Annotated in this window: 21 protein-coding genes; 5 read left to right on the top strand and 16 right to left on the bottom strand. The window is 44.1% G+C overall.

The features are described 5' to 3' along the window. Window positions 1-85: 85 nt before the first annotated feature. The 4 genes from lspA to murJ form a co-directional block, all read right to left on the bottom strand. Window positions 86-592: a signal peptidase II gene (lspA, locus tag R7Z41_RS13695; RefSeq protein WP_005385948.1), complete on the bottom strand. Its 507-nt coding sequence runs from the start codon at window positions 590-592 to the stop codon at window positions 86-88. Window positions 593-665: 73 nt separating this feature from the next. Next, on the bottom strand, window positions 666-3,494 hold the full coding sequence (ileS, locus tag R7Z41_RS13690) for an isoleucine--tRNA ligase (protein WP_225477656.1): 2,829 nt from the start codon (window positions 3,492-3,494) through the stop codon (window positions 666-668). A 64-nt stretch (window positions 3,495-3,558) separates the two neighbouring features. Further along, window positions 3,559-4,494, bottom strand: coding sequence for a bifunctional riboflavin kinase/FAD synthetase (gene ribF / locus R7Z41_RS13685; RefSeq protein ID WP_005381933.1), 936 nt, complete (start codon window positions 4,492-4,494; stop codon window positions 3,559-3,561). Window positions 4,495-4,563: 69 nt separating this feature from the next. Beyond that, the gene (gene murJ, locus R7Z41_RS13680) at window positions 4,564-6,126 is read right to left on the bottom strand and encodes a murein biosynthesis integral membrane protein MurJ (protein WP_225477658.1); all 1,563 of its coding nucleotides are present in this window, start codon (window positions 6,124-6,126) and stop codon (window positions 4,564-4,566) included. Window positions 6,127-6,431: 305 nt separating this feature from the next. Between murJ and rpsT the strand changes: the two genes are divergently transcribed. Further along, the gene (gene rpsT / locus R7Z41_RS13675) at window positions 6,432-6,692 is read left to right on the top strand and encodes a 30S ribosomal protein S20 (protein ID WP_005381938.1); all 261 of its coding nucleotides are present in this window, start codon (window positions 6,432-6,434) and stop codon (window positions 6,690-6,692) included. A gap of 304 nt (window positions 6,693-6,996) precedes the next feature. On the opposite strand, the gene R7Z41_RS13670 is transcribed toward rpsT, so the two are convergent. After that, window positions 6,997-7,305, bottom strand: a complete 309-nt coding sequence (locus R7Z41_RS13670; protein ID WP_005381940.1) for an ArsR/SmtB family transcription factor — start codon at window positions 7,303-7,305, stop codon at window positions 6,997-6,999. A 288-nt stretch (window positions 7,306-7,593) separates the two neighbouring features. Beyond that, window positions 7,594-8,484, bottom strand: coding sequence for a transcriptional activator NhaR (nhaR, locus tag R7Z41_RS13665; RefSeq protein ID WP_005385959.1), 891 nt, complete (start codon window positions 8,482-8,484; stop codon window positions 7,594-7,596). Between the two features lie 386 nt (window positions 8,485-8,870). Between nhaR and R7Z41_RS13660 the strand changes: the two genes are divergently transcribed. After that, a complete protein-coding gene (locus R7Z41_RS13660) occupies window positions 8,871-10,016 on the top strand; it encodes a Na/Pi symporter (RefSeq protein ID WP_318136373.1) in 1,146 nt (381 codons plus the stop codon). Between the two features lie 147 nt (window positions 10,017-10,163). After that, a complete protein-coding gene (locus tag R7Z41_RS13655; protein WP_062730733.1) occupies window positions 10,164-11,306 on the top strand; it encodes a flavohemoglobin expression-modulating QEGLA motif protein in 1,143 nt (380 codons plus the stop codon). Between the two features lie 69 nt (window positions 11,307-11,375). On the opposite strand, the gene R7Z41_RS13650 is transcribed toward R7Z41_RS13655, so the two are convergent. The 5 genes from R7Z41_RS13650 to rppH form a co-directional block, all read right to left on the bottom strand. After that, the gene (locus R7Z41_RS13650) at window positions 11,376-12,227 is read right to left on the bottom strand and encodes a thymidylate synthase (RefSeq protein ID WP_005381947.1); all 852 of its coding nucleotides are present in this window, start codon (window positions 12,225-12,227) and stop codon (window positions 11,376-11,378) included. Between the two features lie 9 nt (window positions 12,228-12,236). After that, a complete protein-coding gene (gene lgt, locus R7Z41_RS13645) occupies window positions 12,237-13,058 on the bottom strand; it encodes a prolipoprotein diacylglyceryl transferase (RefSeq protein WP_005381948.1) in 822 nt (273 codons plus the stop codon). 87 nt (window positions 13,059-13,145) lie between these two features. After that, window positions 13,146-13,937, bottom strand: coding sequence for a sulfite exporter TauE/SafE family protein (locus tag R7Z41_RS13640; RefSeq protein ID WP_005385965.1), 792 nt, complete (start codon window positions 13,935-13,937; stop codon window positions 13,146-13,148). A gap of 6 nt (window positions 13,938-13,943) precedes the next feature. Next, a complete protein-coding gene (ptsP, locus tag R7Z41_RS13635; protein ID WP_104975865.1) occupies window positions 13,944-16,190 on the bottom strand; it encodes a phosphoenolpyruvate--protein phosphotransferase in 2,247 nt (748 codons plus the stop codon). 2 nt (window positions 16,191-16,192) lie between these two features. Further along, complete coding sequence (rppH, locus tag R7Z41_RS13630) at window positions 16,193-16,714, bottom strand: RNA pyrophosphohydrolase (protein WP_005381953.1); 522 nt, start codon at window positions 16,712-16,714, stop codon at window positions 16,193-16,195. A 619-nt stretch (window positions 16,715-17,333) separates the two neighbouring features. Here rppH and mutH point away from each other — a divergent pair. Next, the gene (gene mutH / locus R7Z41_RS13625; RefSeq protein ID WP_005385968.1) at window positions 17,334-18,014 is read left to right on the top strand and encodes a DNA mismatch repair endonuclease MutH; all 681 of its coding nucleotides are present in this window, start codon (window positions 17,334-17,336) and stop codon (window positions 18,012-18,014) included. A 15-nt stretch (window positions 18,015-18,029) separates the two neighbouring features. Here mutH and R7Z41_RS13620 read toward each other — a convergent pair whose 3' ends face one another. After that, entirely contained in the window at window positions 18,030-18,341 is a 312-nt protein-coding gene (locus tag R7Z41_RS13620) for a DUF6482 family protein (RefSeq protein WP_005381772.1), read from the bottom strand. 154 nt (window positions 18,342-18,495) lie between these two features. Between R7Z41_RS13620 and R7Z41_RS13615 the strand changes: the two genes are divergently transcribed. Then, the gene (locus tag R7Z41_RS13615) at window positions 18,496-19,530 is read left to right on the top strand and encodes an NADP(H)-dependent aldo-keto reductase (protein WP_005381774.1); all 1,035 of its coding nucleotides are present in this window, start codon (window positions 18,496-18,498) and stop codon (window positions 19,528-19,530) included. Window positions 19,531-19,661: 131 nt separating this feature from the next. On the opposite strand, the gene R7Z41_RS13610 is transcribed toward R7Z41_RS13615, so the two are convergent. The 4 genes from R7Z41_RS13610 to prfB form a co-directional block, all read right to left on the bottom strand. Further along, window positions 19,662-19,913 carry a hypothetical protein gene (locus tag R7Z41_RS13610; protein WP_005381776.1) on the bottom strand — a complete coding sequence of 84 codons (252 nt, stop codon included), beginning with the start codon at window positions 19,911-19,913 and terminating at the stop codon, window positions 19,662-19,664. Between the two features lie 528 nt (window positions 19,914-20,441). Beyond that, window positions 20,442-21,776, bottom strand: a complete 1,335-nt coding sequence (gene vpsR / locus R7Z41_RS13605; protein ID WP_005385970.1) for a cyclic-di-GMP-binding transcriptional regulator VpsR — start codon at window positions 21,774-21,776, stop codon at window positions 20,442-20,444. A gap of 244 nt (window positions 21,777-22,020) precedes the next feature. Then, entirely contained in the window at window positions 22,021-23,538 is a 1,518-nt protein-coding gene (lysS, locus tag R7Z41_RS13600) for a lysine--tRNA ligase (protein ID WP_005382861.1), read from the bottom strand. A 34-nt stretch (window positions 23,539-23,572) separates the two neighbouring features. Beyond that, window positions 23,573-24,671, bottom strand: a protein-coding gene (prfB, locus tag R7Z41_RS13595) for a peptide chain release factor 2 (protein ID WP_100068604.1) whose coding sequence is annotated in 2 segments (ribosomal slippage) — window positions 23,573-24,595 and window positions 24,597-24,671 — 1,098 coding nt in all. Because the reading frame shifts where the segments join, the coding sequence is not laid out codon by codon here. Between the last annotated feature and the right edge of the window lie 120 nt (window positions 24,672-24,791).

The raw sequence follows: 24,791 nt of genomic DNA, 5'->3' as shown, positions 1-24,791 counted from the left end.
TATGCTGATTGGCGCTCCAACATAATAAAAAGCGTCGCTCGAATCAACGGACGACGCTTAGGGTTATTCGATATACCGCAAAAGATTACTTGTCAGCGTCTTTTTTACGGAAGCCATCCAGAATAATCATTGCCGCACCAATACAGATCGCCATGTCAGCAAGGTTGAATGCTGGCCAGTGGTAGTTACCCCAGAAGAAGTCTAGGTAATCAACAACAAAGCCATGAACGACGCGGTCAAACACGTTGCCCACTGCACCACCAATAATCAGTGCATAAGCAATGTTGTTCCATTTTTCTTTTGCTGGAAGCTTACTCATCCAGTAGGTCAAAAGACCCGTAACAACAAACGCGATACCTGTAAATAACCAGCGCTGCCAACCAGCTTGATCGCTCAAGAAGCTGAAAGCTGCACCGTAGTTATGAACGTAAAGTAGGTTGAAGAATGGCAACACCTCAATTCGGTTTGCCCATCCGTAGCCCATGTTGTCCATCACCACCAATTTGATGCCAATATCTGCAATAAATACCAGAATTGCTAACCACAGCCAGCGAACTCCAGATTGCTTTAACGTCAGTGCTTTTTCACTCATTACTTTACCTACAAACAGCCCCAGTAAATACTGGGGCTGTTAATTTTAAAAAAAGTTCAGTCGTTCTAGGCAATTACGCGAATTTACGTACTTCACCTTCGCCTTCTACGTTAGATACACAACGACCACAAATCTTCTCGTGACCTTCGATTGTGCCTACGTCTGGCGTGTGGTGCCAACAACGATCACACTTCTCGCCTTCAGCTGCTGCTACTTCAACAAACAAGCCTTCGATATCCGTCGCTTGTGCTGCATCAGTCTTCTCACCTAGAGGCTTAACTTTCGCCGCAGAGGTTAGTAGAACAAAGCGCAGTTCATCTTCAAGTTTGTTGATCTTCGTCGCTAGTGCGTCATCAGCAAATAGAGTCACTTCAGCTTGTAGTGCACCACCAATGGTTTTCTCTTTACGCGCATCTTCTAGAAGTTTGTTAACCGCACCACGAACCGCTTGGATCTCAGTCCAGAATTCGTTGTTCAGCTCTTCACCTTCAGCAAGACCGAATAGGCCGTCGAACCACTCACCAGTGAATACGAACTTGTCGCGTTGACCTGGCATTTCGTTCCAGATTTCATCTGCAGTGAACGACATGATTGGCGCCATCCAACGGACTAGCGCTTCTACGATGTAGTAAAGTGCTGTCTGACAGCTACGTTGAGCGTTGCCGCCACGTTTTGCTGTGTACTGACGGTCTTTAATTACGTCTAGGTAGAAAGAGCCCATTTCGATTGAACAGAATTGCATTAGACGCTGAGTTACACCGTGCGTGTTGTACTCTTCGTATGCTTTAACAATCTCTTCTTGTGCTGCCAGTGCACGACCAACCGCCCAGCGATCTAGCGCAACCATCTCTTCAACAGGAACGATGTCTGTTTCAGGGTTGAAGCCGCTCAGGTTAGCTAGGAAGAAACGCGCTGTGTTACGGATACGACGGTACGCATCTGCGCTACGTTTTAGGATTTCATCAGAAACTGCAACTTCACCAGTGTAGTCTGTAGAAGCAACCCATAGACGAAGAATGTCAGCACCTAGCTTGTTGGTTACGTCTTTTGGCGCAACCACGTTACCGATAGATTTAGACATCTTACGACCCTGACCGTCAACCACGAAACCGTGTGTCAGTACTTGTTTGTAAGGTGCTTCGTCTTTCATCGCAATAGATGAAATTAGAGAAGACTGGAACCAACCGCGGTGTTGGTCAGAACCTTCTAGGTATAGGTCTGCACTATTGCCGTTGTACTCTTCACGAGCATCAACAACAGAGAAGTGAGTAACACCTGAATCGAACCATACGTCTAGCGTATCTAGCACTTTTTCGTATTGGTCAGCGTCAGCACCTAGTAGTTCAGCGGCATCTACATCCCACCATGCTTGGATACCTTTCTCTTCAACCAGCTTAGCGACTTTCTCGATCAGCTCTAGCGTGTTTGGATGAAGTTCTGCTGTTTCTTTATGAACAAACAGAGCAATTGGCACACCCCAAGTACGTTGACGAGAGATACACCACTCAGGGCGACCTTCGATCATACCTTCAATGCGGCTTTGACCCCACTCAGGCATCCACTCTACGTTCTTGATTGACTCTAGTGCTTTAGCACGTAGGCCAGCTTGGTCCATAGAAACGAACCATTGAGGTGTAGCTCGGAAGATGATTGGAGTCTTATGACGCCAACAGTGTGGGTAGCTGTGCTCGTAAGCGTGGTGGTGTAGTAGTGCACCTTTTTCTTTTAGTACTTCTACTACTGCATCGTTCGCTTTAAATACGTGCTGACCAGCAAATAGCTCTGTATCTGGTAGGTAAACACCGTTTGAGCCAACTGGGTTTGCTACTTCTAGGTTGTACTTGTTACCAACCGCGAAGTCTTCTTGACCGTGACCAGGAGCAGTGTGAACAACACCAGTACCTGAATCAGTCGTAACGTGATCGCCAAGGATCGCCGGTACAGTGAAATCGTAGAATGGGTGTTGGAATTGAGAAAGCTCTAGGTCCGCACCTTTAGCAAAGCCAAGGTTGTGGAAGTGCTCGATACCCGCACGGTCCATTACGTCTTTCGCTAGCTCAGCAGCAACGATGATACGCTCAGCGTTGTCGCCTTCTGTTTGGATAAGCACGTACTCTAGATCATCACGTAGACATACTGCGCGGTTTGCAGGCAGTGTCCAAGGTGTTGTTGTCCAGATAACGATAGATACGTCACCGTGACCTTCATGACCTTCTGTCAGTTCAAACTTAGACAATAGTGCCGCTTCGTCAGCCGTTTTAAAACGAACGTCGATAGATGGCGATACTTTATCTTTGTACTCTACTTCCGCTTCAGCAAGAGCAGAACCACAGTCTGTACACCAGTGAACAGGTTTGAAACCTTTTAGCAGGTGACCATTGCTTGCGATCTTACCAAGAGCACGAATAATGTTCGCTTCAGTTGCGAAATCCATAGTGCGGTATGGCTTGTCCCACTCACCCATGATACCAAGGCGTTTGAAGCTCTCTTTCTGACCTTCAACCTGACCTGCTGCGTATTCACGACATTTCTCGCGGAATTCCGCTGCTGTCACTTTTTGGCCTGGCTTACCTACTTTCTTCTCTACCATTAATTCGATTGGTAGACCGTGGCAGTCCCAGCCTGGGATGTAAGGTGCGTCAAAACCTGAAAGTGTTTTGGATTTAATAATAATGTCTTTAAGAATCTTGTTTAGTGCGTGACCAATATGAATGTCACCATTTGCGTAAGGAGGGCCATCGTGCAATACGAATGACTTTTTGCCTTTCTTAGCTTTACGGATTTCACCGTAAAGATCTTCTTTGTACCAACGCTTAAGCATTTCTGGCTCACGATTGGCCAGGTTGCCGCGCATTGGAAACCCTGTTTCAGGTAAGTTCAGGGTATCTTTATACTCACTCATCGATTCTTAATTCCGTTATATTGGGCGAAAATTAGACATTATGTTGAACGGTGGAATAAACCGCTCAACGCTTAAGCTGACGCAGCCACACCCTTGCTGCTTCAGCATCCAATTCGATTTGTTGTTTAAGTGCTTCAAACGACTCAAACTTTTGCTCATCTCGAAGTTTATGCAAAAGTTCCACTTCTAGTTGCTTGCCATATAAATTGGCATGAAAGTCGAATAAGTGCACTTCTAACTGTTGGCGAACACCATTGACGGTTGGTCTTTGACCAATATTAGCAACACCACCAACTGGCTTATTTCCTAAGCCAAGCGCTTGAACAACATAGACTCCGGAAACCGGAGAAACACAGCGTTTCAAAGGAATATTTGCAGTAGGGAACCCAATGGTTCGACCTAGCTTTCTTCCGTGAGAAACACGACCGCTGATGCTGTAGTTTCTTCCCAGCATCTGTTGCGCAGAATGCAAATCGTCACGCGCCAGCGCTTGACGGATAGCCGTACTGCTGACACGTAATTGTTGTAAACAAAAGCTCTGGGTACTTACGACATCAAAGCCGTATTTTTCCCCTGCTTCCTGCAGCATTGCAAAGTTACCTGTACGGCCTTTGCCAAAGCAGAAATCATCACCAACGACAAGAAACTTAACACCCAAACGCTCGACCAACAAGTCACGAATAAACTCTTCCGCGGTTAAACTTGCAAAATGGCGATTGAAATTGACACACAGTAAGCGGTCAATATCGAGCTTACTCAATTGCACGAACTTATCGCGTAATCGCGTCAACCTTGCAGGTGCCTTGTCTTTGGCAAACAGCTCCATCGGCTGAGGTTCAAAGGTCATCACAACAGAAGGCAAGGATAGCCTGTCCGCTTGCTCAGACACTTGCTGCAATACTTGTTGATGGCCTTTATGGACACCATCGAAATTGCCAATAGTCAGCACACAACCATGATGTCGCGGGTTGATATTGTGAATGCCTCTAATCAGTTCCATTGGATACTGCTTTCTGCCTCTGTTTTACTTTACACTGTGTGAAACTGACGGATTATATACTAATCACCCTCAGTCTGTCCCAGCTTTTAGGTCTTTTAAACGCGCACCAGTTAAAAATAGAACCACTAGGTAAACCACTGCTCCTAAACCGATCAACATCCCTAGCACCGCGCTTCGGTGAGCAAAGCTCCAGCCCAGCCATACTGACATATCTTCCAGTTGCCATAAGATTGCCACCACCATCGCCGCGCCAGCAATAGCTAAACGTATAATAAAGAAGACGGTTCGCTTAGTGATTTGGTATACCTCTGCGATGTGCAGGCCACGATACAGCAGTGCCATATTCACAAATGCCGATAGTGCTGTCGCGATAGCCAAGCCAACGTAGCCATAGAAGTACGCAAAAATTGCATTAAATACCATGTTGGTCACCATCGCAATGATGCCGTATTTCACTGGCGTTTTGGTGTCTTGACGCGAGTAATAACCCGGAGCAAGCACTTTAATCAGCATAAAGTTCAACAAGCCTGAAGCGTAAGCAAAGAGTGACAATGATGCTTGATGTACGTCTTGTGGCGAAAACTCACCTCGCATGAATAACACCATCAACATAGGTTTTGCCAGTACCATCAAACCAAGCATTGCAGGAAGGCCAAGTAAGATCACCATGCGCACCCCCCAGTCCATGGTTTGTGCGAATCCTTCATTTTGTGCGTCAACATGTTTGCGTGATAATGCTGGTAAAATCACCGTTGCAATAGCAATACCAAACAGACCTAACGGGAATTCCAACAAGCGATCTGAATAGTACAACCAACTGATCGAACCGGTTTGCAGAAAGCTGGCAATAAAAGTATCAAACAACAAGTTGATTTGGCTTACCGACACACCGAACAAAGCAGGAATCATTAAGGTTCGGATCTTCACCACGCCCGGATCGCGCCAGCCCCATTTTGGCTTAACCATAACCCCCGCTTTAATAAGGAAAGGGATTTGAAATAAGAACTGAACCAAACCACCAAGGAAAACACCGATGGCAAGACCAATCTCTGGCTGTGACATCTGCGGCGAGATAAACCATGCTGCCAAAATGATCATTACGTTGAGGAAGACGGGAGTAAACGAAGAAACCGCAAACTTACCTAGTGTATTAAGAATGGCTCCCGATAGGGCAACAAAAGTGATGAACCATAAATAAGGAAAGGTAATCTTGAGCATCACGCTAGCAAGTTCGAACTTCTCAGCCGCGGGACCACCATGCATCCAGTCTAGGAACCAACCAAAACCAAACAGTGCAGTCACCACTCCGGAACCTAGAACACCTAAGATGGTAACAATTGAGACTATCACCCCCAACGTGCCCGCTGCACGAGCAATGAGCTCCCGAGTTTTATCCATGTCGCCTTGAGCATGGCTTTCCGTTAAAACAGGTACAAACGCTTGGGAAAAAGCACCTTCAGCAAACAAACGTCGTAAAAAATTAGGAATTTTATTGGCGAAGAAAAAGACGTCTGCGCTTGCTCCTGCCCCCATTAAATTTGCCACTACAACATCACGAACTAGGCCAAGAACGCGGGAAATAAATGTCATAGCACTGACGATCATGCCAGACTTGAGTAGTCGTTTACTCACTGTAACCTCGGAATATCACCATAAGACAGCTAACCCTATACTGTTTCTCTGACAGGTGCTGTAAATAGACGTCAAAAATCTATCCGCGGGTTGTAAGGAATAAGTGTGCCTTTCGCGGATAATTATTAGCATTGGTATAAAAATGCTGTTAGAATCCCCGCCATCTTAACCGCGATAACCTCTCTTACCAAAATTTGTTTTGGCTTAGATCGGTTTTTGCACAAATCATTTGACATTTAAGCGCAAATGAGGGATATTCCTCGCCCTTAAATTGTCACAGAACTAAGTTTTTGGGAGTTAGACCCTTGGCAAATAGTAAATCTGCTAAGAAGCGCGCTATCCAAGCTGAGAAACGTCGTCAGCACAATGCTAGCCGTCGCTCAATGATGCGTACTTACATGAAGAAAACTGTTGCTGCTATCGAAGCAGGCGACAAAGAAGCTGCAACTGCTGCATTCGCTGTAGTTACACCTATCCTAGACCGCATGGCAACTAAAGGCCTTATTCACAAGAATAAAGCAGCTCGCCATAAGTCTCGTTTCGCTGCACAAATCAAAGCTCTTTAATAGAGTCCTGATTTTACAGCGAAGAAAAAACCGACCTTGTGTCGGTTTTTTTATATCTACAAAATTTTCTTAATAAAAAAAGCTGGCAATGCCAGCTTTTCTTTTTCTGAATGTCCCATTTAAAGACATCAGCTTATTCATTACCCATATAACGCTCAAACTAGAAAGCACTATTAAAACACTTGAGAACAAAGCAAATTGGTCGATGAGTAGTACCCTATCATCAAAAGTTTAACGCCACTCTCAAATATTCCAACAAGTTAGATTCACACTCTAAGATGAGCAGTATATTAGGACTATTTAATTAATGTTGAGCACTCTCAGCACAATAAAGACTATGCAGTGTTTTTATTAACGCTTTCACTTCATCACTCTTTAATGTGTAGTACACCGTTTGTGCTTCTTTCCTTGTCGTGACTAACTCATCACGGCGAAGCCAAGCAAGATGCTGAGATAATGCCGACTGGCTTAGCTCTAACTTTGCACACAGCTCTCCCACGGACAGCTCTTGGTTATGCAGCATACAAAGGATTTGTAGGCGTCTCTCGTTTGCCATCGCTTTGAGCAACACGACGGCTTTTGCGGAGTTCTGCTCCATTTCTTGTAGATTCATGTGTTGGACCTCTAGCTACAACTTACTTATTCCAACCCTGGCCAGCTTGTTGTGTTGCACTGATTTATATATCTAAGAAAATCAAGATACACTCCCAGAGTCTTCATTATTAGAACCTCTAATTTAGTTGTTAGTGATACACCAATATTATCCACCAAGGATTTTAATTGGTGCGCCATCAATAATTAATAGTTTTGCTCACTAAAACAAGTATCTTGCTTACTTAGATATTATTTAGAATTATATTTTTATTGATAGTAATCTATTTATTTACGCAACGATACGGGTTTACTCAAACATTTGACTGAAATCAGCATCACAAACATTTTTTACCGCGGGGTGTTGGATCATTCGTTCCGCAAAAATCACGTAGTACTCTTCTTTTAGCCCATCGACATGGCCAATTAGCTGTAAATTTCGGTCGTCTTCAATCTCCGACATGTATACGGTCGGTGCCAAGAAAATCACATCGTCGTGGTACCGAGCAAAAGCTTTCATCAACGCAACATCATCAAACTCCCCCAGCACATTGGCTTGAAGGCCTTGACGATCAAACCATTGAATAACTTTACGCCCCATAGCCGTTCGGCTCGCGGGAATCAGAAGTTTTTTTTGTTCCAAGATCTCAGGAAATCGCACATTTTCAATTTCAGAAGAAGCAAAAAAGCTCATGCTACTTTCACCTAACTTTTTGCTATAAAGGCCAGGACTTTGAGTAGAATCAACGGGACAATCCGAAAGGATCATATCTAGCTTGTGCTGAGAAAGGCGTTCAAGTAGCAGTTCGTGGGTTGATTCATAACAGCGTAAATGAATACTGTTATCTTCCGGGACGGTCGTCATCAGTACTTTACTGACCAAGCGTTTAGATAATGCATCGGCTACACCAACTTCAAATAGAATGTTCGAGTGCTGGCTGTAATTGACGATATCTAACATCTCATAGCTCAAACCGAACATCCGGTCGGCGTACTTAAACACAAGCTGACCTAACTCAGTGGGCTCAACTGTACGACCATTGCGCTTGGTTAACTTTCCTTTCATGCGCTCTTCAAGCGCTTTAATCTGTCCTGTCACGGTTTGCGGTGTCAGGAAGAGCGCGTCAGCCGCCTTAGTTACAGAGCCCTGTTTGCACACCATCCAGAAATAATAGAGATGGTTGTAGTTTAGATGTGACATGATCGAGTCCCGAAAAGAAAGTGATACTTTTTATACCAAATGTGACAGAGACAAACAATAAACTCGACAAAACCATACAATACCTTACAAAAGCATAAGTTTTACCGAAAGTATAAAGTCAACACTGTCATAAAAGTTGAACTGAGGCGCATTTTCTCTACAAAAAAAACGCAAAAACCAAACAAAACGAAATCAAAATTTAACCATTAAAATCAACAATTTAAAAATTAACTTTCTTCCTCCTTTACGCCATTATCAAAAAGAACAATAAAAATCTCTCACAGCAAGAAATCTGTAATATTACTGAAATATTTATTCTCTAACATCGCCCGCAGATTCAACTACAGACCGAAAAATGAACTGAAAGGTCAACGGAGAAAATTATGATGAACCAAGCTACTTCAACAGTGGCACCAATTTCGAGCACAGCTCGTTGGTTACGCTGGGCTAACTTGGCACTCATGTTATATCTGCTTCTTCTAGCAGTATCTATGGTTGGTAGTGGCTTTAAATGGGCAACTGGCGATCAAGCTAAGGTGCTATTTGAATTTGCCGCACACCCAGTTGCAGGTCTAATGATCGGCTTGGTGGCAACAGCCTTAATTCAGTCTTCAAGTACTGTAACGTCTATTATTGTAGGCTTGGTTGCAGGTGGCTTACCTGTAGAAACCGCTATCCCTATGGTGATGGGTGCTAACATTGGTACCACAGTGACCAATACGCTTGTATCTCTTGGCCACGTGCGCTGTAAAGAAGAGTTCAAACGTGCATTTGCAAGTGCAACCATTCACGACTTCTTCAACTTGCTTGCTGTCGCTATTTTCCTTCCGTTGGAAATGATGTTCGGCATTTTAGAGAAAGTTTCTCACTGGCTTGTTTCTCCACTGCTTGCTACTGGTGATATGAGCATTAAAGGCTTCAACTTTATTAAACCAATTACAAAGCCAGTCGTAGGCGCAATTAAAGAGCCACTTTCTACCTTCGGTGATACTGTTGGCGGCGTCATGCTTATTGCTTTGGGTATTGCGACTATCTTCGTTGCAATCACAGTGATGGGTAAATTAATGAAGAGCCTAATGGTTGGTCGCGCACGTGAAATTTTGAAAAACGCCATCGGTCGTGGTCCTATTCACGGCATCGTATCAGGCTCAATCGTGACCGTTCTAGTACAATCTTCCTCAACCACGACAAGTTTAATGGTTCCGTTGGTTGGTACTGGCGTGTTGAAAGTACGAGATATCTACCCTTTCACTCTGGGTGCTAACATTGGTACTTGTATTACGGCACTACTAGCAGCGACAGCGGTATCTGGAGAGTTCGCAGTATTCGCACTACAAATCGCTCTAGTCCACTTAGTATTTAACATCATGGCGACGCTGTTTATCTTTGGAATTCCATTCCTACGTGAGATTCCGGTTAAAGGCGCTGAGATGATTTCTGAAATGGCTATTAAGAATAAAGCAGTTGTTGGTGGTTACCTAATGTCAGTATTCGTTATTCTACCAGGTGCAATTCTAGCCCTAACAACGTAACAACAACGACATACCATCGCTTATTGTTTAGGCTCCACATCGTGGAGCCTTTTTTATGATAATTAAACTGTTCAAATCGATTGTCCGGTGATAATTTGAGCCACATCAGCATGCTTATGCTGAGCTATCTCATTTGGAGTCGACAACATGACGCAGCTTAATGACGCTATTTCTGATCAGCTACTCGCAATAGACGAAAACCTAACCCAACTGGTTGCTGATATTGATATCCTTAGTAGCGTGAATCCTCTTAATTATGCTCAAGAAAGAGAACGTTTCATTAAAAACAAATATTCTCAAGAGCCTAATTTTCAATATTCAATTACTAACGTAGATACCCACAGTGCAAAGCGACGTCTATATGAGCTACCTCTAGAAAACATTCAAGACACCCAACTGCAGAGGCTGTACGCGGATGTAATTCAGTCTTATGCAGATAAACTGGATCAAGTGAATACCATAGGCACGCAAGAGTTTCTTTATAACTCCTTACGCTATTATGGGGAACCGAGCGCCAAAGATATTGCCAACGCCCATTTCATATTGCACCTTCCTACAGAAGAAGAAAAAGAACCTCAGCACGATAGCCGTGCAATAGCACGTTTCATGCAAAATTTTGCTCAACGCAATGGGTATGAATGTGAAATACAGGTGTTGGACGGGATGTTAGCAAACGCACTAGTTTCAGGGTCTCGAGTCAAAATTAACCACGCGGCGTACATCACCACTGATGAGCTGGAGGCTCTTGCACATCATGAAATGGGAGTACATCTCCTGACTACGCTTAACGGTCGTCAACAACCGCTAAAAGTCCTGAGCTTAGGTTGTCCTGCCAATACCAACACTCAAGAAGGGCTGGCTATATTATGTGAGTATCTGTCAGGACATTTCAGTATCAAGCGCCTAAGAACCTTAGCCTTACGAGTTCTGGCAGTAGAGTCGATGATCAAGGATCGCGATTTCCGCCATACGTTCATGCTATTAAAAGAACAGTATAAAGCTTCTGATCTTCAAGCATTTACAACGACTGCCCGAGTCTATCGAGGTGGAGGTTTAACGAAGGATTACTTGTATCTTAGAGGATTCCGAGAGGTGCTCAATGCCTATGATAAATTGGGCGATGACTTTTCACTATTGTTGTGCGGGAAAACTGAGCTGAAGTACTTTGAGCTTATCCGTTCATTAGTGAGTAAAGAAATATTCACTCAACCTAAGTTTATTAGCCCGGCACTATCCACACCGATGCAGACCAGCCCAATTCACCGTTATATTGTCAGTGCACTAAAATAATACCTTCTAAGTACAAAAAAGAAAAAGCTCCATTCGGAGCTTTTTCTATATCTTGAAGAACGATACTCGTTACACTGAGAATGGGTAACGAATAGGATCGTGATGCTCGTACCCTTCAACCCAAAAGTCATCCAGTGTGACCCATGTTTCCAAATCTTCTAGAGATTTAATCTCTGGGTTGATATGGAACGTCGGCGCTTTTAATGGCTCACGCTTCAACTGAACATCGCGCATCAGTTCAAGCTGGTCTTCATAAATGTGAGCATTCACAATCTTATGAAATGCCTGACCAGGTTTCTTGCCCGTAATTTGCGCCATAATCGCCAAGAACACGTAAACTTGAACCATATTGAAGTTTAAGCCAAGCGGTACATCACACGAACGCTGAGTACTATTCAGGTAAAGCGTATCATCCAGCAATGAAAAATGGTGACTGTACATACAAGGACGCAAGCACCCCATGTGGAACTCACCCGGGTTGTAGAAGTTCAAGATTTCACCGCGGTCATCAACACCACGCGTTAAGTCATCCACTATCTTACGTAGCTGGTCAACATGACCACCATCAGGTTTCGCCCAGGCGCGCCCTTGAACCCCATAGACACGGCCCATGTCGTCTTCACCTTTACGGTATGGGTTATTCAACCAGGCATCATTTAGGTTGGCATTGGCATCCCAGGTTTTCGTGCCCAGCTTACGAAAATCTTCCGCATTATCGTAACCACGAATATACCCTAATAGCTCTGCAACGGCCGCTTTCCAAAAACTTTTACGTGTGGTGACCAACGGAAATTGATTGTTCGCAACATCGTAGGTTAAATCCGCGTTGATTACGGTCAGGCAGCGCTTGCCTGTACGCTCATTTTCAACCCAAACACCTTGGTCAACGATGCGTTGACACAAATCTAAATACTGTTTCACACCAATACCTTACTTCGTCTTTTGTGGTAATTCGTCTTTGTAATGACCACGTTTGTATGCCCAAACCATCATGAGGACACCGATAACCACCATTGGCAGGGATAAAATCTGTCCCATGGAAATAAAGCCACCGAATAAACCCAAATGAGCGTCTGGTTCGCGCACGTACTCAACTAAGAAGCGGAATGTACCATATCCAGCTAAAAATAGCCCTGAAACAGAACCTAGAGGACGAGGTTTCTTGATGAACCAATTCAAGATGAAGAAAAGTACGATACCTTCAAGCGCCATTTCATAAAGCTGCGATGGATGACGTGGCAGTGGACCGCCATTTGGGAAAACGATCGCCCAAGGCACATCCGTTACTCGGCCCCACAACTCGCTGTTCATGAAGTTACCTAAACGCCCCATACCCAAACCAAATGGCACAAGCGGCGCGATAAAGTCAGCAACACCGAAGAAAGTTCGCCCGTTTTTGTGTGCATACCAGAACATCGCAGTAATCACACCCAGTAAGCCCCCGTGGAAAGACATACCACCGGTCCACACTTTAAATAGATACAAAGGGTCAGCCAGGAAGAGCTCAAAATTGTAGAAAAGCACGTAGCCTACACGGCCACCAATCACCACGCCAAGGAAGCCTGCGAACAACAAATCAGAAACCTGCTCTCGTGTCCAACCACTTCCAGGCTTATCTGCACGTCGGTTCGCTAACCATAGAGCAAACATAAAGCCCACAAGGTACATCAAACCGTACCAACGAACCGAAACAGGACCAATAGAGATTAAAACCGGATCAATATTGGGAAATTCAATATATCCCTGAGACATAAATCATTCTCTTCTTATCACAACAAAATAAATATACCCAAGTAACCTCTAGATGCTTGGTTCAGCGAGAATGACTTGGGTACAAGCTTAGAGCAGCATGGTCGCTGCAACAAACATTAAGAACACCGCGAATATCTTTTTTAATACCGCAGTTGGAAGGTTAGTTGCCAGCTTCGCACCCACTTTTGTTGTGAGCATCGAGGCCATAGCAATCGCTAATAAAGCGGGAAGATAAACATAGCCAATACTGTATGAAGGTAAGCCTTCCACTTTATAGCCATGTAAGATGAAGCCGATCATACCAGAAATAGCAATCACGCAACCACAAACGGAGGATGAGCCCACCGCTTTACGCATCTCTATCCCATGTTTATTTAAAAATGGTACCGACAGTGAGCCACCACCAATACCAGCAAGGCTTGATACGACACCAATTCCCGTGCCGTAAACTACAGTCACAGGGCTGCTCGGCATAGGTTTACTGCTCGTAACTTTAATGGAACGAAACATTTGTACTGACAGGCAAAGAACAATGACACCAAACACTTTCGGCAAATAGTGTGTAGGGATCCACTCAGCAATATTGGCACCAACAAAGCCACCAATGACCACACCAGGCATCAACCATTTTACGACAAACATATCGACATTGCCGAGCTTAAGGTGATTCATCGCCGATGAGCCAGACGTGACAATAATACTCGCTAACGAAGTGGCTAAGGCCATGTGCATACTCATTTCTGGAGAGATCCCAGCAAGAGGAAGCAAATACAACAAGGCAGGAACAACAATCAAACCACCACCGATACCGAGTAACCCCGCCATCACACCCACAAAAGCGCCTAGCGCCAACAATAACAAAAATAAAGAGACGGTCACGATTTCCTACTTTTTACCTGCACGGATAAAGCCCGCAAAGCCCTGTTGAATGAAGAAGTCATGCATCATTTGATGAATGTCCTCCCCATAGGACTTTGTCATTGCTTGCTCCGCTAATTTTTCTAATTCTTCTTGTTGACTATGACGAATCAAATATTTCACCTTAGCCACGTTGGAGGTGTTCATACTCAAACTGGTATACCCTAACCCAAGTAAGAGAAGAGCGCCAAATGGATCACCCGCTAGCTCACCACAAATACACACGGGCACCTGATATTTATCACACACCTCATGGATTTGCTTAAGCGCTAACAGTACCGCAGGATGCATAGATTCATAGACATCCGCTACGCGCGAATTGTTCCTATCTACCGCTAATAAATACTGAGTTAAATCGTTTGTCCCGACAGAAACAAAATCAACACGGTGAGCAATCGTTGGCAACAGATACACCATCGATGGTACTTCAATCATGACCCCAATTTGTGGGAATTGAATTCTATCATCAAGCAAAACGGCTTCGCTGTGAGCTTGATTAATCAAGCTAATGGCATCGTCTAGCTCTTTTACCCCTGACACCATTGGCAATAAGATACTTAAGTTTCCGCTTTCTGCACTCGCTCTTAACATTGCACGCAGCTGGATCAAGAAAATGTCTGGATGATCCAATGTAAAACGAATGCCACGCCAGCCTAGAAACGGATTATCTTCTTCGATGGGCAAATACGGCAAAGGTTTGTCACCACCAATATCCAAAGTACGCATCACTACTCGTTGATTCGGATAGCTGTTAAGTATTGCTTGGTATTGATGATACTGCTCATCTTCCGAAGGAAAGTGATGCTGAAGTAAAAATGCAATCTCAGTTCGGTACAACCCAACACCATCAACACCTGTGTTGATGGCAATATTACTGTCTGCACTGAGTCCCGCATTCAGCATAATTTCGATATGGTGATTATCTTGCGTAACTGCAGGGAGTGCGAGGTCCTTGTTTACCATGGCAAACAGTTCAGACTCTTCGCTTACTAAGCTGCGATACTCTCGCAACAACTGGCGGTTAGGCTCTAAGAAGATCTCACCCGTATAGCCGTCGACTATCCCGAGTTTGCCATTCACCACATCCGGATTAATGTTGGCGCCCATGACTGCAGGGACCCCAAGAGCTCGAGATAAAATGGCAGCGTGAGAGTTTGCGCCTCCCTCTAATGATACGACGGCTAACAAGAACTCTTTAGGTACAGAAGCGAGCAAGGTGGCAGTGAGTTCATTCGCCACCAAAATAATGGGACGATCAATTGCAGAATTTTCTTGCTCGCTGTTGTGCAGAAAATAGAGCAGCCTTTGCCCTAACTCTCGGATATCTTGCGCTCTTTCACGCATGTATACATCCGACATTCTGGCAAATCGATTCGAGTATGACTCTACAACTTGGCGTAACGCCCAGTCTGCCCTGTCTCCTTTTTCAATCTGCTTCTTCAAATCACCGCGAAGCATCGGATCATTCAGTAAGTGAGTAAACAGATCGAAGATCGCCAGAGCATCTTTGTTGATTTCACTGTCCAGTTTTTTCCGCATGCGGCGAAAGTCATTTAACGCTCGCTCTATGGCCACCAGTAGTGTCTCGTGCTCGCGTTCCTTATCTAACGTGGACGAAGGGAAAATATCCGATAAACTCGGCTGGGTATTGTCGAACCAAAACTCTCCAATCGCGACACCAGTAGACGCAGGCAAACCTTTTAATACCGTGGGTTTAGATGCTAACTGCCAATGCCCAAGATTCTGCGCATGTGCAATGAGCACCGCTAACTGAGCGGATAAAGTAACAAGAAACGATTCTTCCATTTCACTAAACAAGCGCGGCGTTTTTTGTTGGATCACCAACACACCTAAAACTTGTTTACGATGAATGATTGGAGTAGCTAAAAAAGAGTGGTAAATCTGTTCGCCGAGTTGAGGAAAGAATTTGAACTCGGGGTGTTTTGAGGCTTCGGCAAGGTTAAGGGGTTCAGCGCTTCGTTTTACCAACCCAACCAGGCCTTCATTGAAGTTGATATGAATACTATCACCTTCAAAAATAAGGCCTTGAGTTGCCATTAACTCAAGACGCTGCATTTCTTCATTAGCAAGATAGATAGTACAGCACTCAGTACTAAGGGCAGCACAAGTCTCTTTCACCAATATATCGAGTGCCAGATGCACATCATCGACCCTGGAGACTTTCTCAACTATTTCCCTTAGCTGACTGAGCATGATTATCCTCTACGTTGCTTTTTTCTTTTCCCTTTCGCTTTTCTCTCTCGAAAAGGCATGGCTAAGGATGCAAATTCTTTCATCGCTCGTCGATAAACATCTCGCTTGAAAGAAACAACTTGCCTAACTGGATACCAGTAACTTACCCAGCGCCAACCATCAAATTCAGGGGATTTTCCGCGTTGCATATTAATGCGAGACTCATCGCATTCTAATCTCAGCAGAAACCATTTCTGTTTTTGGCCGATACAAACAGGCTTGGAGTCCCAACGCACCAATCGCTTTGGTAGCTTATATCTTAACCAATGACGACTTGTTGCAATGATCTTAACGTCTTTTTTCGTTAAACCGACTTCTTCGTATAACTCCCTGAACATGGCTTGTTCAGGGGTTTCACCTTCGTCAATCCCACCTTGTGGAAATTGCCATGAGTGTTGCCCGTATCGTTTAGCCCAGAAGACCTGACCATGGTTATTACATATCACAATACCAACATTAAGTCGGTAACCATCGCCATCTATCACTGGCTAACCTCTATGAATAAATTTTTTATTACCGTGATTTTTCCACATATCCCCATTACTAGCAAACTTACTGATGTGATATGAGCAAGATTTATTACCTTTTCACCATTTTTGGATATCTTTTAATCAAACCATACCTTATCAACACAAGAGTGAGACATTGCCCACATTTATTCACCTTTTCTGTGAATAACTTTGTGAAGAATTCAATTCAAATGAGTAATTCAGTTCAATCCCATCAAAAGCAAAACAGATGAAGAAACAAAAAAATAAACATAAAACATTGATAAAAAAGTATTTATTTTTAAAAACAACGATAATTCGATCTTCAGTTTCTTGATGATCTTTTCACCAAACTCAGATCGGTCAAAGATCCACCAACAGGCTATTTATCCACACTCACCTGCTATTCGTTTAGATGATTACAACAAAATCAACCCCAAAAATGCATTTTAACCCCTGTTTATTCATACAGACCCCGCCAGGATCTTATCAATACCTCCTCCACCTGTGGATAAGTTATGAATTGATCGTTCTTACACCGCCTCGGTGAAATCTTAAACAGTAGATTTGGTCGGAGTTTGATAAACTATATTTTTTGTAATACCACCTTGTAACTATGAAACCAGAACCACAAACAGAAGCAGAGCTATTGGAACGAGCGCATGATATGGCAGGACTCTGTTTTGCTGAGTTGGCCGCCGAGGCGAATATGATTGTTCCTGAAAACTTAAAACGTGATAAAGGTTGGGTGGGTCAATTACTCGAATGGCACTTGGGCGCTCCAGCTGGCAGTAAACCTCAACAAGATTTCGCAAAACTAGGGATCGAGTTGAAAAGTATTCCGATCAGTTACTCTGGCAAACCTTTAGAAACAACCTTTGTTTCTGTGGCGCCCCTCACTGGTGTTCATGGTCTTACATGGGAAACAAGTCATGTTCGAAACAAGCTATCTCGTGTCCTTTGGGTACCCGTAGAAGGAGAACGAGAAATCCCACTCCCTGAAAGACGTGTGGGCAGTCCACTCATTTGGTCACCAGATGAAGAAGAAGAACGGATTTTGCGAAATGACTGGGAAGAGTTAATGGAGATGATCGTCTTGGGAAGATTTGATCAAATTTCCGCCAGACACGGAGAAGCGCTGCATCTTCGCCCTAAAGCCGCAAATGCAAAAGCGCTCACCGAAGCATATAACTCAAATGGTAAGCCGATGAAAACTCTGCCCCGAGGCTTTTACCTTAGAACACAGTTTACTGAACAGATCTTACTCAAGCACTACATTAACACTCAACCAGAATAAAACTATATCAGCTATTTAGTGCGTCACGAGCGATAACTCAATATCGCAGTATGAGGCTGCCTCTTCAGTGCCACATTCGTCATACGCATTGCGCAGCCTTAAATACGCTTTATCGACCCCTAGCCTCAATAGTTCTTCTTTTACTAAGTCTAGAGAGCCAAAATGTATCGGGTCTTCACCGTCTTTAATCGGCTCAAGTTGATGCTTGTACTCCACAGCTAAAAGATAGTCAGAGACATCAGAACACCCAATCACAAATACTTTGGGAGTTTTATAAGTATCTTTATGTGGACCATGTAGCCACATGTCCAATTGATGCTTCTGCATAACATACCTCCTTCACACGATCATTTAAGTGTAGTTAGGCTAACTGTAGCTTTCGAGTTTGCTCTTCCTTTATACGTAAATCATTTGCGATTGCGGCTACAAATCCCCTATATTGGAGTCACTTATTTAGTCGGTAACTCTTCAAGGACGTGATATGCAATACACAAAACTACCGCACTCATCACTTGAGATCAGTAAAATCTGCCTCGGCACTATGACGTTTGGCGAGCAAAACACAGAAAAGGACGCCTTTGAACAGCTCGACTTTGCCCTCGATCATGGGGTGAACTTCATCGATACCGCAGAGATGTACCCTGTACCGCCAAACTCGGAAACACAAGGGCTCACCGAGCAATACATCGGTAATTGGTTAGCAAAAAGCGGCAAAAGAGAGAAAGTAGTACTGGCAACAAAAGTGGCAGGCCCTCGCAATGTTCCTCACATCAGAGACAACATGAGCCTTAATCGTCGCCACATCCATACAGCAATTGATGACAGCCTTAATCGTCTACAAACCGATTATGTCGATTTGTACCAACTACATTGGCCGCAGCGTCAAACCAACTGCTTTGGTCAACTCAACTACCCATACCCTGACAAACAAGAAGAAGTCACGTTAATTGAAACGTTGGAAGCGCTTACTGAATTAGTGAATGCAGGTAAAGTGCGCTATATCGGCGTATCCAACGAGACGCCGTGGGGTGTGATGTCGCTATTGCGTTTGGCAGAAAAACACGATTTGCCAAGAATTGTCTCCATTCAAAACCCATATAACTTATTGAACCGCAGCTTCGAAGTTGGCTTGTCTGAAATCAGCCATTACGAAGGCGTTCAGTTACTTGCCTACTCTCCTTTGGCATTTGGCTGCCTGAGTGGTAAATACCTAAACGGGGCAAAACCTGAAGGCGCTCGATGCACTAAGTGGGAGCGTTTTGCGCGCTACTTCACTCCGCAAGGTGTTAAAGCGACCGAAGCTTACGTCAATTTAGCTCAAGAGCATGGTCTAAACCCTGCACAAATGGCGCTCGCGTTTGTCAATCAGCGTCCATTTGTTGCTTCTAACATTATCGGAGCAACAAACCTAGACCAATTAAAAGCCAATATCGACAGTATTGATTTGCAACTTAGCGACGAACTACTTACTGAAATTCAAGCAATAGGTACAACTTACTCGAATCCTTGCCCTTAACAGTACCACCTTCAAACGAAAACAGCTGATCTTCAAGATCAGCTGTTTATCCAATGAAGTCATACTTCATATAAAAAGTTAAGCGTGTTGAATGACTCGTTAGCAACTCAGTCAGCCCAACACGCTAACGATTACGTCATTATTCGCGACGTTAAGACTCGACGAAGGTGACGAACTCGACGTTCAACTTTTACTGCATCCGGAACATTGGCACGTGTAGAACGACCATCGCGATCTAAACCAATATCCCTCAATAGATGAACATTCGTCCATGGAATATCATGAGCAGTTCGGCGTATGGTACGCTGCCATTGCTTTTCTTCGCGTTTAAGGTCTGCTTTCAATAGCAAAGTGGCCAATTGTAAGTAAATAGAGTGACGCATAATATTTTCTCCGATTATCGATGTATTCGACTGGGAAAAATAGTGCGTAAAATGAACAGAAATATTCTGTTGATACTAAGCCGCTACTTTCCCGCAGCCTAGTAATAAATATGATAGGTTACGGATTAATTTTTATCTTGTGAGCCAGTGGTATTGGTATCATCCGATTTAAGGGTTATCGGAGCGATAGGCATACGATCAGCGCAAGCAGTGGTGTTAACAACGTAATGTTTCATCTTGCGCCTCCTAGCTAAAAATTAATCCGTTTATGAAAGGTATAACTCATTGAGTTACGGTTAAATTGTAAGCTTTGATGAATATATATCAAACATTTTTTGCCTTTTTGATTAAAAACAAATCAATACACCGCAATTTAGTTTCATATACTTTTATGTATAACATATTCACCTGAGGAATATATAAATTTGCGGATTTTATAAATCAAACCAAACAAAAATAAAAAGAGCAGCTCTGTGGCCACTCTCTTTTATTGTATTTATTCGCCTATTTAACACAGGGAAAGGCCAACTACATGGCTTGTTCGGAAATCAAGTTATGTTTATTAAGTAGTCGATACATGGTTGCACGCGAAACTCCGAGCTCTTTCGCCGCATTTGAAACTTGACCAGAATGAGATTCCAAAACAACCAGCAACGCATCACGTTCACTCTTCTCTCGGATTGATTTCAAGCTGCGCTTTGAGTCATTACGTTGAGGTAAATCTAAGTGATGATCTTCAATCATTACGCTGTCGGACATTAATACCGCTCGCTTCACTTGGTTCATCAGCTCACGCACATTTCCAGGCCAGAAATAACGTGTCAGTGCCTTGAATGCATCCTCAGAAAAGCTTTTTGCTTGCGAGTTGTACTCTTTTGAGAACTCTTGTAAGTAGAAACGAGCCAGCAATGCGATGTCACTCGCACGTTCTTTCAAGCTAGGGACATTGATGCGCAGAACGTTGATGTAATGGTAAAGCTCTTCATTGAAGTCACCGTCAATCAAAGCTTTTTCAACATCCGACGAGTTAGCAGCAAGAATACGCACGTTAACCGCTTTTACGCCATCTTTGGTATCAATGGTGCCTTCTTGCAAGAATCTCAGCAGATTCATTTGCTGCTCTTTTGAAATGGTAAGAATGTCATTAAACAACACGGTGCCACCATCTGCTTGTTCAAGCAGGCATGCTTCCATATCTTCATCGGCGTTAATACCAAATACTTCAGCTTGGAAACGTTGTTCATTGAGTGCGCGACAGTTAATTGCCATAAACGGTTTATGAGAGCGTGAAGAGACTTTATGGATGGCCCTAGCAACCGCCTCTTTACCAGTCCCACTTTCCCCAGAAATCAGAATGCTGACGTCCGTTGGACCAATGCGCTTCACTTGATCGCGTAAACGTTTCATCGGGATAGATTCACCGATCAAACCCATATCTAAACTGCTACCAAAACTAGGCCAAACTTTTTTCTCCAATTTAAGCATGCCAAGCTGGTGACCTATTGTGCTTAATAACTGTGCATCTGGGATCGGCGCTGTGAAAAAATCGATACAAAAGTTAACAATGAACTGGCATATGGTGTCAGTGCCAAGCTGAGATTCACGAATAAACGCTAACCAACGTACGTGTTTGTGAGAGCTGACTAAGTTCGCCAAACCATTCAAGCTGAACTCGTCATGGCTGAGATCAACAATACCGATACATGGACCAATATCTTCTAACAGCGTATTAGCTTTGCGTAAGTCACCTACTTGATGACACTTCCAGCCCACTTGCTCCAGTACCGATAACCAAGGCTCATAAGTACCGCCAACTACCACAAGCGATCCCGGGATGGAATCCATCTTAAACTGCCCAGCCATTCTCTAACCCTTTTTCATTGTTAATAGAAATTTTGTGCCACAAACTTATCTTTGCGAGCGGGTAACATTATCGAGACTCCGCCCCCTCACGTCTGTCTCAGTATTAAGACTATGCAATAGATTGAGATTTGGCGAATGTTTATTTGCATATCCCATTAAAAGGCAAGTGCAACAACTTGAATTACCTTAACTAAAAGGCAAAAAAAAACCACCCGAAGGTGGTTTTTTTACTCATCCTATCGAATTACGCTTGCGGGCGCATTGCAGGGAATAAGATCACGTCACGGATAGTGTGCGTGTTAGTCAGTAGCATAACCAAACGGTCGATACCGATACCTTGGCCTGCTGTTGGCGGTAGGCCGTGCTCTAGAGCAGTGATGTAGTCTGCATCGTAGAACATTGCTTCGTCGTCACCAGACTCTTTCGCTTCAACCTGTGCTTTAAAGCGTGCATCTTGGTCTTCAGCATCGTTAAGCTCTGAGAAACCGTTCGCTACTTCACGGCCACCGATAAAGAACTCAAAGCGGTCTGTAAAGAACGGGTTATCATCGCTACGACGAGCCAACGGAGAAATATCTGCTGGGTAACCAGTGATGAACGTAGGCTGCATTAGCTTAGGTTCTGCTGTTTCACCAAAGATCTCTTCAAGAAGCTGACCGCATGTCCAGAAAGGTTCTACTTCAACGTGAACAGATTTCGCGATAGAAACCATTAGATCACGGTTTTGTAGGTCTTCTTCTGTTAGCGCTTGGATTTGCGCGTGGTCTGGGTTGTAGTGCTTGATTGCTTCGAACATGCTCATACGAGTGTAAGTACCACCAAACTCAACCGTTTCATCACCGTAAGGCATTGACGTTGAACCTAGAACTTCTTGCGCCACTGAGCTTAGTAGTTCTTCAGTTAGGTCCATCAGATCTTTGTAGTCTGCGTACGCCATGTAGAATTCCATCATTGTGAATTCTGGGTTGTGGCGTGGAGAAAGGCCTTCGTTACGGAAGTTACGGTTGATTTCGAATACGCGATCAAAACCACCAACAACTAGACGCTTCAGGTATAGCTCTGGCGCGATACGTAGGTACATTGGCATGTCTAGTGCGTTGTGGTGCGTGATGAATGGACGCGCACTCGCACCGCCAGGGATAACGTGCATCATTGGCGTTTCAACTTCCATGAACTGCTTAGAGATCATGAAGTTGCGGATTGCAGACATTACTTTAGAACGTACTACGAACGCTTGACGAGAGTCTTCGTTAACGATCAGGTCAACGTAACGTTGGCGGTAACGCATCTCTTGGTCAGTTAGACCGTGGAACTTTTCTGGAAGTGGACGTAGTGCTTTGGTTAGCAACTCGTACTCTTCCATGTTCACGTATAGGTCACCCTTACCAGACTTATGAAGTGCACCTTTAACACCGATGATGTCACCGATATCTAGACCTTGGTATTTTTCTTTAAGTACTTTTTGAACCGCTTTGTCAGCATAAGCTTGGATACGGCCAGAAGTTTCTTGAATTACCAAGAATGGACCACGTTTAGCCATGATACGGCCAGCGATTGCTACTACGTGGTTAAGCTCTTCTAGCTCTTCCTTCGTCTTTTCACCGAACTCTTTCTGAAGGTCGCCCGCTAGTGCGTCACGACGGAAGTCGTTTGGATGGCCGTTCGCTTTGCAGCTCTTTCGGATTGCATCCAGTTTAGCGCGGCGTTCAGCAATCAGCTTATTTTCTTCTAGTACAGTTTCGTTTTGAACAGCATCAGTCATTTTCGATGTATCCTGTTTTTGTCGGTGAAAAGCTTTATAGACCTGATTTCAGGCTAGCTTCAATAAATTTGTCCAGATCGCCATCAAGAACCGCTTGAGTATTACGGTTTTCAATGCCCGTACGGAGGTCCTTAATACGTGAGTCATCCAATACGTAAGAACGGATCTGGCTACCCCAGCCAATGTCAGACTTAGCGTCTTCATTAGCTTGTTTTTCCGCATTTTGCTTTTGCAATTCAAGCTCAAATAGCTTCGCTCGAAGCTGTTTCATTGCCTGATCTTTGTTCTTATGTTGAGAACGGTCATTCTGACACTGAACCACTGTGTTCGTAGGTACGTGCGTAATACGTACCGCAGATTCTGTGGTGTTTACGTGCTGACCACCTGCGCCTGACGCACGGTAAACGTCAATACGTAGGTCGGAAGGATTAATGTCGATGTCGATGTTTTCATCAATCTCTGGATAGATGAACGCAGAAGCAAATGACGTATGGCGACGACCGCCTGAATCGAACGGAGATTTACGAACAAGACGATGGACGCCCGTTTCAGTGCGTAACCAACCGTACGCATACTCACCAGAGATGCGAACTGTTGCCGACTTAAGACCCGCGACTTCACCTTCAGAGACTTCAATCACTTCAGCTTTGAAGCCCTTCGCTTCTGCCCAACGTAGGTACATACGCAGCAGCATGTTAGTCCAGTCTTGTGCTTCTGTACCACCAGAACCTGCTTGCAAATCGATGTAACAATCAGAGCTATCGTGGTCGCCAGAGAACATACGACGGAATTCAAGCTTTTCTAGCTTCTCTTCCAACTCAGCAAGTTCTGGTTCAATTTCGTCAAATGTTTCTTGATCTTCTTCTTCTACAGCCAGCTCAAGAAGACCTTCTACATCTTCCACACCTTGCTCTAGTTGATCAATGGTTTCAACAACCGCTTCTAGTGATGCACGCTCTTTACCCAGTGCTTGCGCACGCTCAGGTTCGTTCCATACATCTGGTTGTTCAAGTTCTGCGTTGACTTCTTCTAGACGCTCTTTCTTCGCGTCATAGTCAAAGATACCCCCTCAGGACATTTGTGCGCTGAGACACGTCCTGCAGACGGTTTTTAATTGGATTGATTTCAAACATGTTTACTCAACATTTTAGAATAGAATTTAACCGAGAAATTCTACTGAAAAATGTGACCGAGATACAGGAAAATTTCGGATGAGAAATCAGATTGCGGTGAGAGAGAGCACGGTCATAAAA

This window comes from Vibrio sp. 1457 (genome assembly GCF_033340195.1).
Classification (GTDB): domain Bacteria; phylum Pseudomonadota; class Gammaproteobacteria; order Enterobacterales; family Vibrionaceae; genus Vibrio; species Vibrio alginolyticus.
The sequence above is the reverse complement of the archived record's forward strand: the minus strand, read 5'-3'. Positions and strand labels throughout refer to the sequence as shown.

Coding starts and splice junctions, on each gene's coding strand:
- lspA (WP_005385948.1), bottom strand. CDS start 592: ATGAGTGAAAAAGCACTGACGTTAAAGCAATCTGGAGTTCGCTGGCTG.
- ileS (WP_225477656.1), bottom strand. CDS start 3,494: ATGAGTGAGTATAAAGATACCCTGAACTTACCTGAAACAGGGTTTCCA.
- ribF (WP_005381933.1), bottom strand. CDS start 4,494: ATGGAACTGATTAGAGGCATTCACAATATCAACCCGCGACATCATGGT.
- R7Z41_RS13670 (WP_005381940.1), bottom strand. CDS start 7,305: ATGAATCTACAAGAAATGGAGCAGAACTCCGCAAAAGCCGTCGTGTTG.
- nhaR (WP_005385959.1), bottom strand. CDS start 8,484: ATGTCACATCTAAACTACAACCATCTCTATTATTTCTGGATGGTGTGC.
- R7Z41_RS13660 (WP_318136373.1), top strand. CDS start 8,871: ATGAACCAAGCTACTTCAACAGTGGCACCAATTTCGAGCACAGCTCGT.
- R7Z41_RS13655 (WP_062730733.1), top strand. CDS start 10,164: ATGACGCAGCTTAATGACGCTATTTCTGATCAGCTACTCGCAATAGAC.
- lgt (WP_005381948.1), bottom strand. CDS start 13,058: ATGTCTCAGGGATATATTGAATTTCCCAATATTGATCCGGTTTTAATC.
- ptsP (WP_104975865.1), bottom strand. CDS start 16,190: ATGCTCAGTCAGCTAAGGGAAATAGTTGAGAAAGTCTCCAGGGTCGAT.
- mutH (WP_005385968.1), top strand. CDS start 17,334: ATGAAACCAGAACCACAAACAGAAGCAGAGCTATTGGAACGAGCGCAT.
- R7Z41_RS13620 (WP_005381772.1), bottom strand. CDS start 18,341: ATGCAGAAGCATCAATTGGACATGTGGCTACATGGTCCACATAAAGAT.
- R7Z41_RS13615 (WP_005381774.1), top strand. CDS start 18,496: ATGCAATACACAAAACTACCGCACTCATCACTTGAGATCAGTAAAATC.
- R7Z41_RS13610 (WP_005381776.1), bottom strand. CDS start 19,913: ATGCGTCACTCTATTTACTTACAATTGGCCACTTTGCTATTGAAAGCA.
- vpsR (WP_005385970.1), bottom strand. CDS start 21,776: ATGGCTGGGCAGTTTAAGATGGATTCCATCCCGGGATCGCTTGTGGTA.
- lysS (WP_005382861.1), bottom strand. CDS start 23,538: ATGACTGATGCTGTTCAAAACGAAACTGTACTAGAAGAAAATAAGCTG.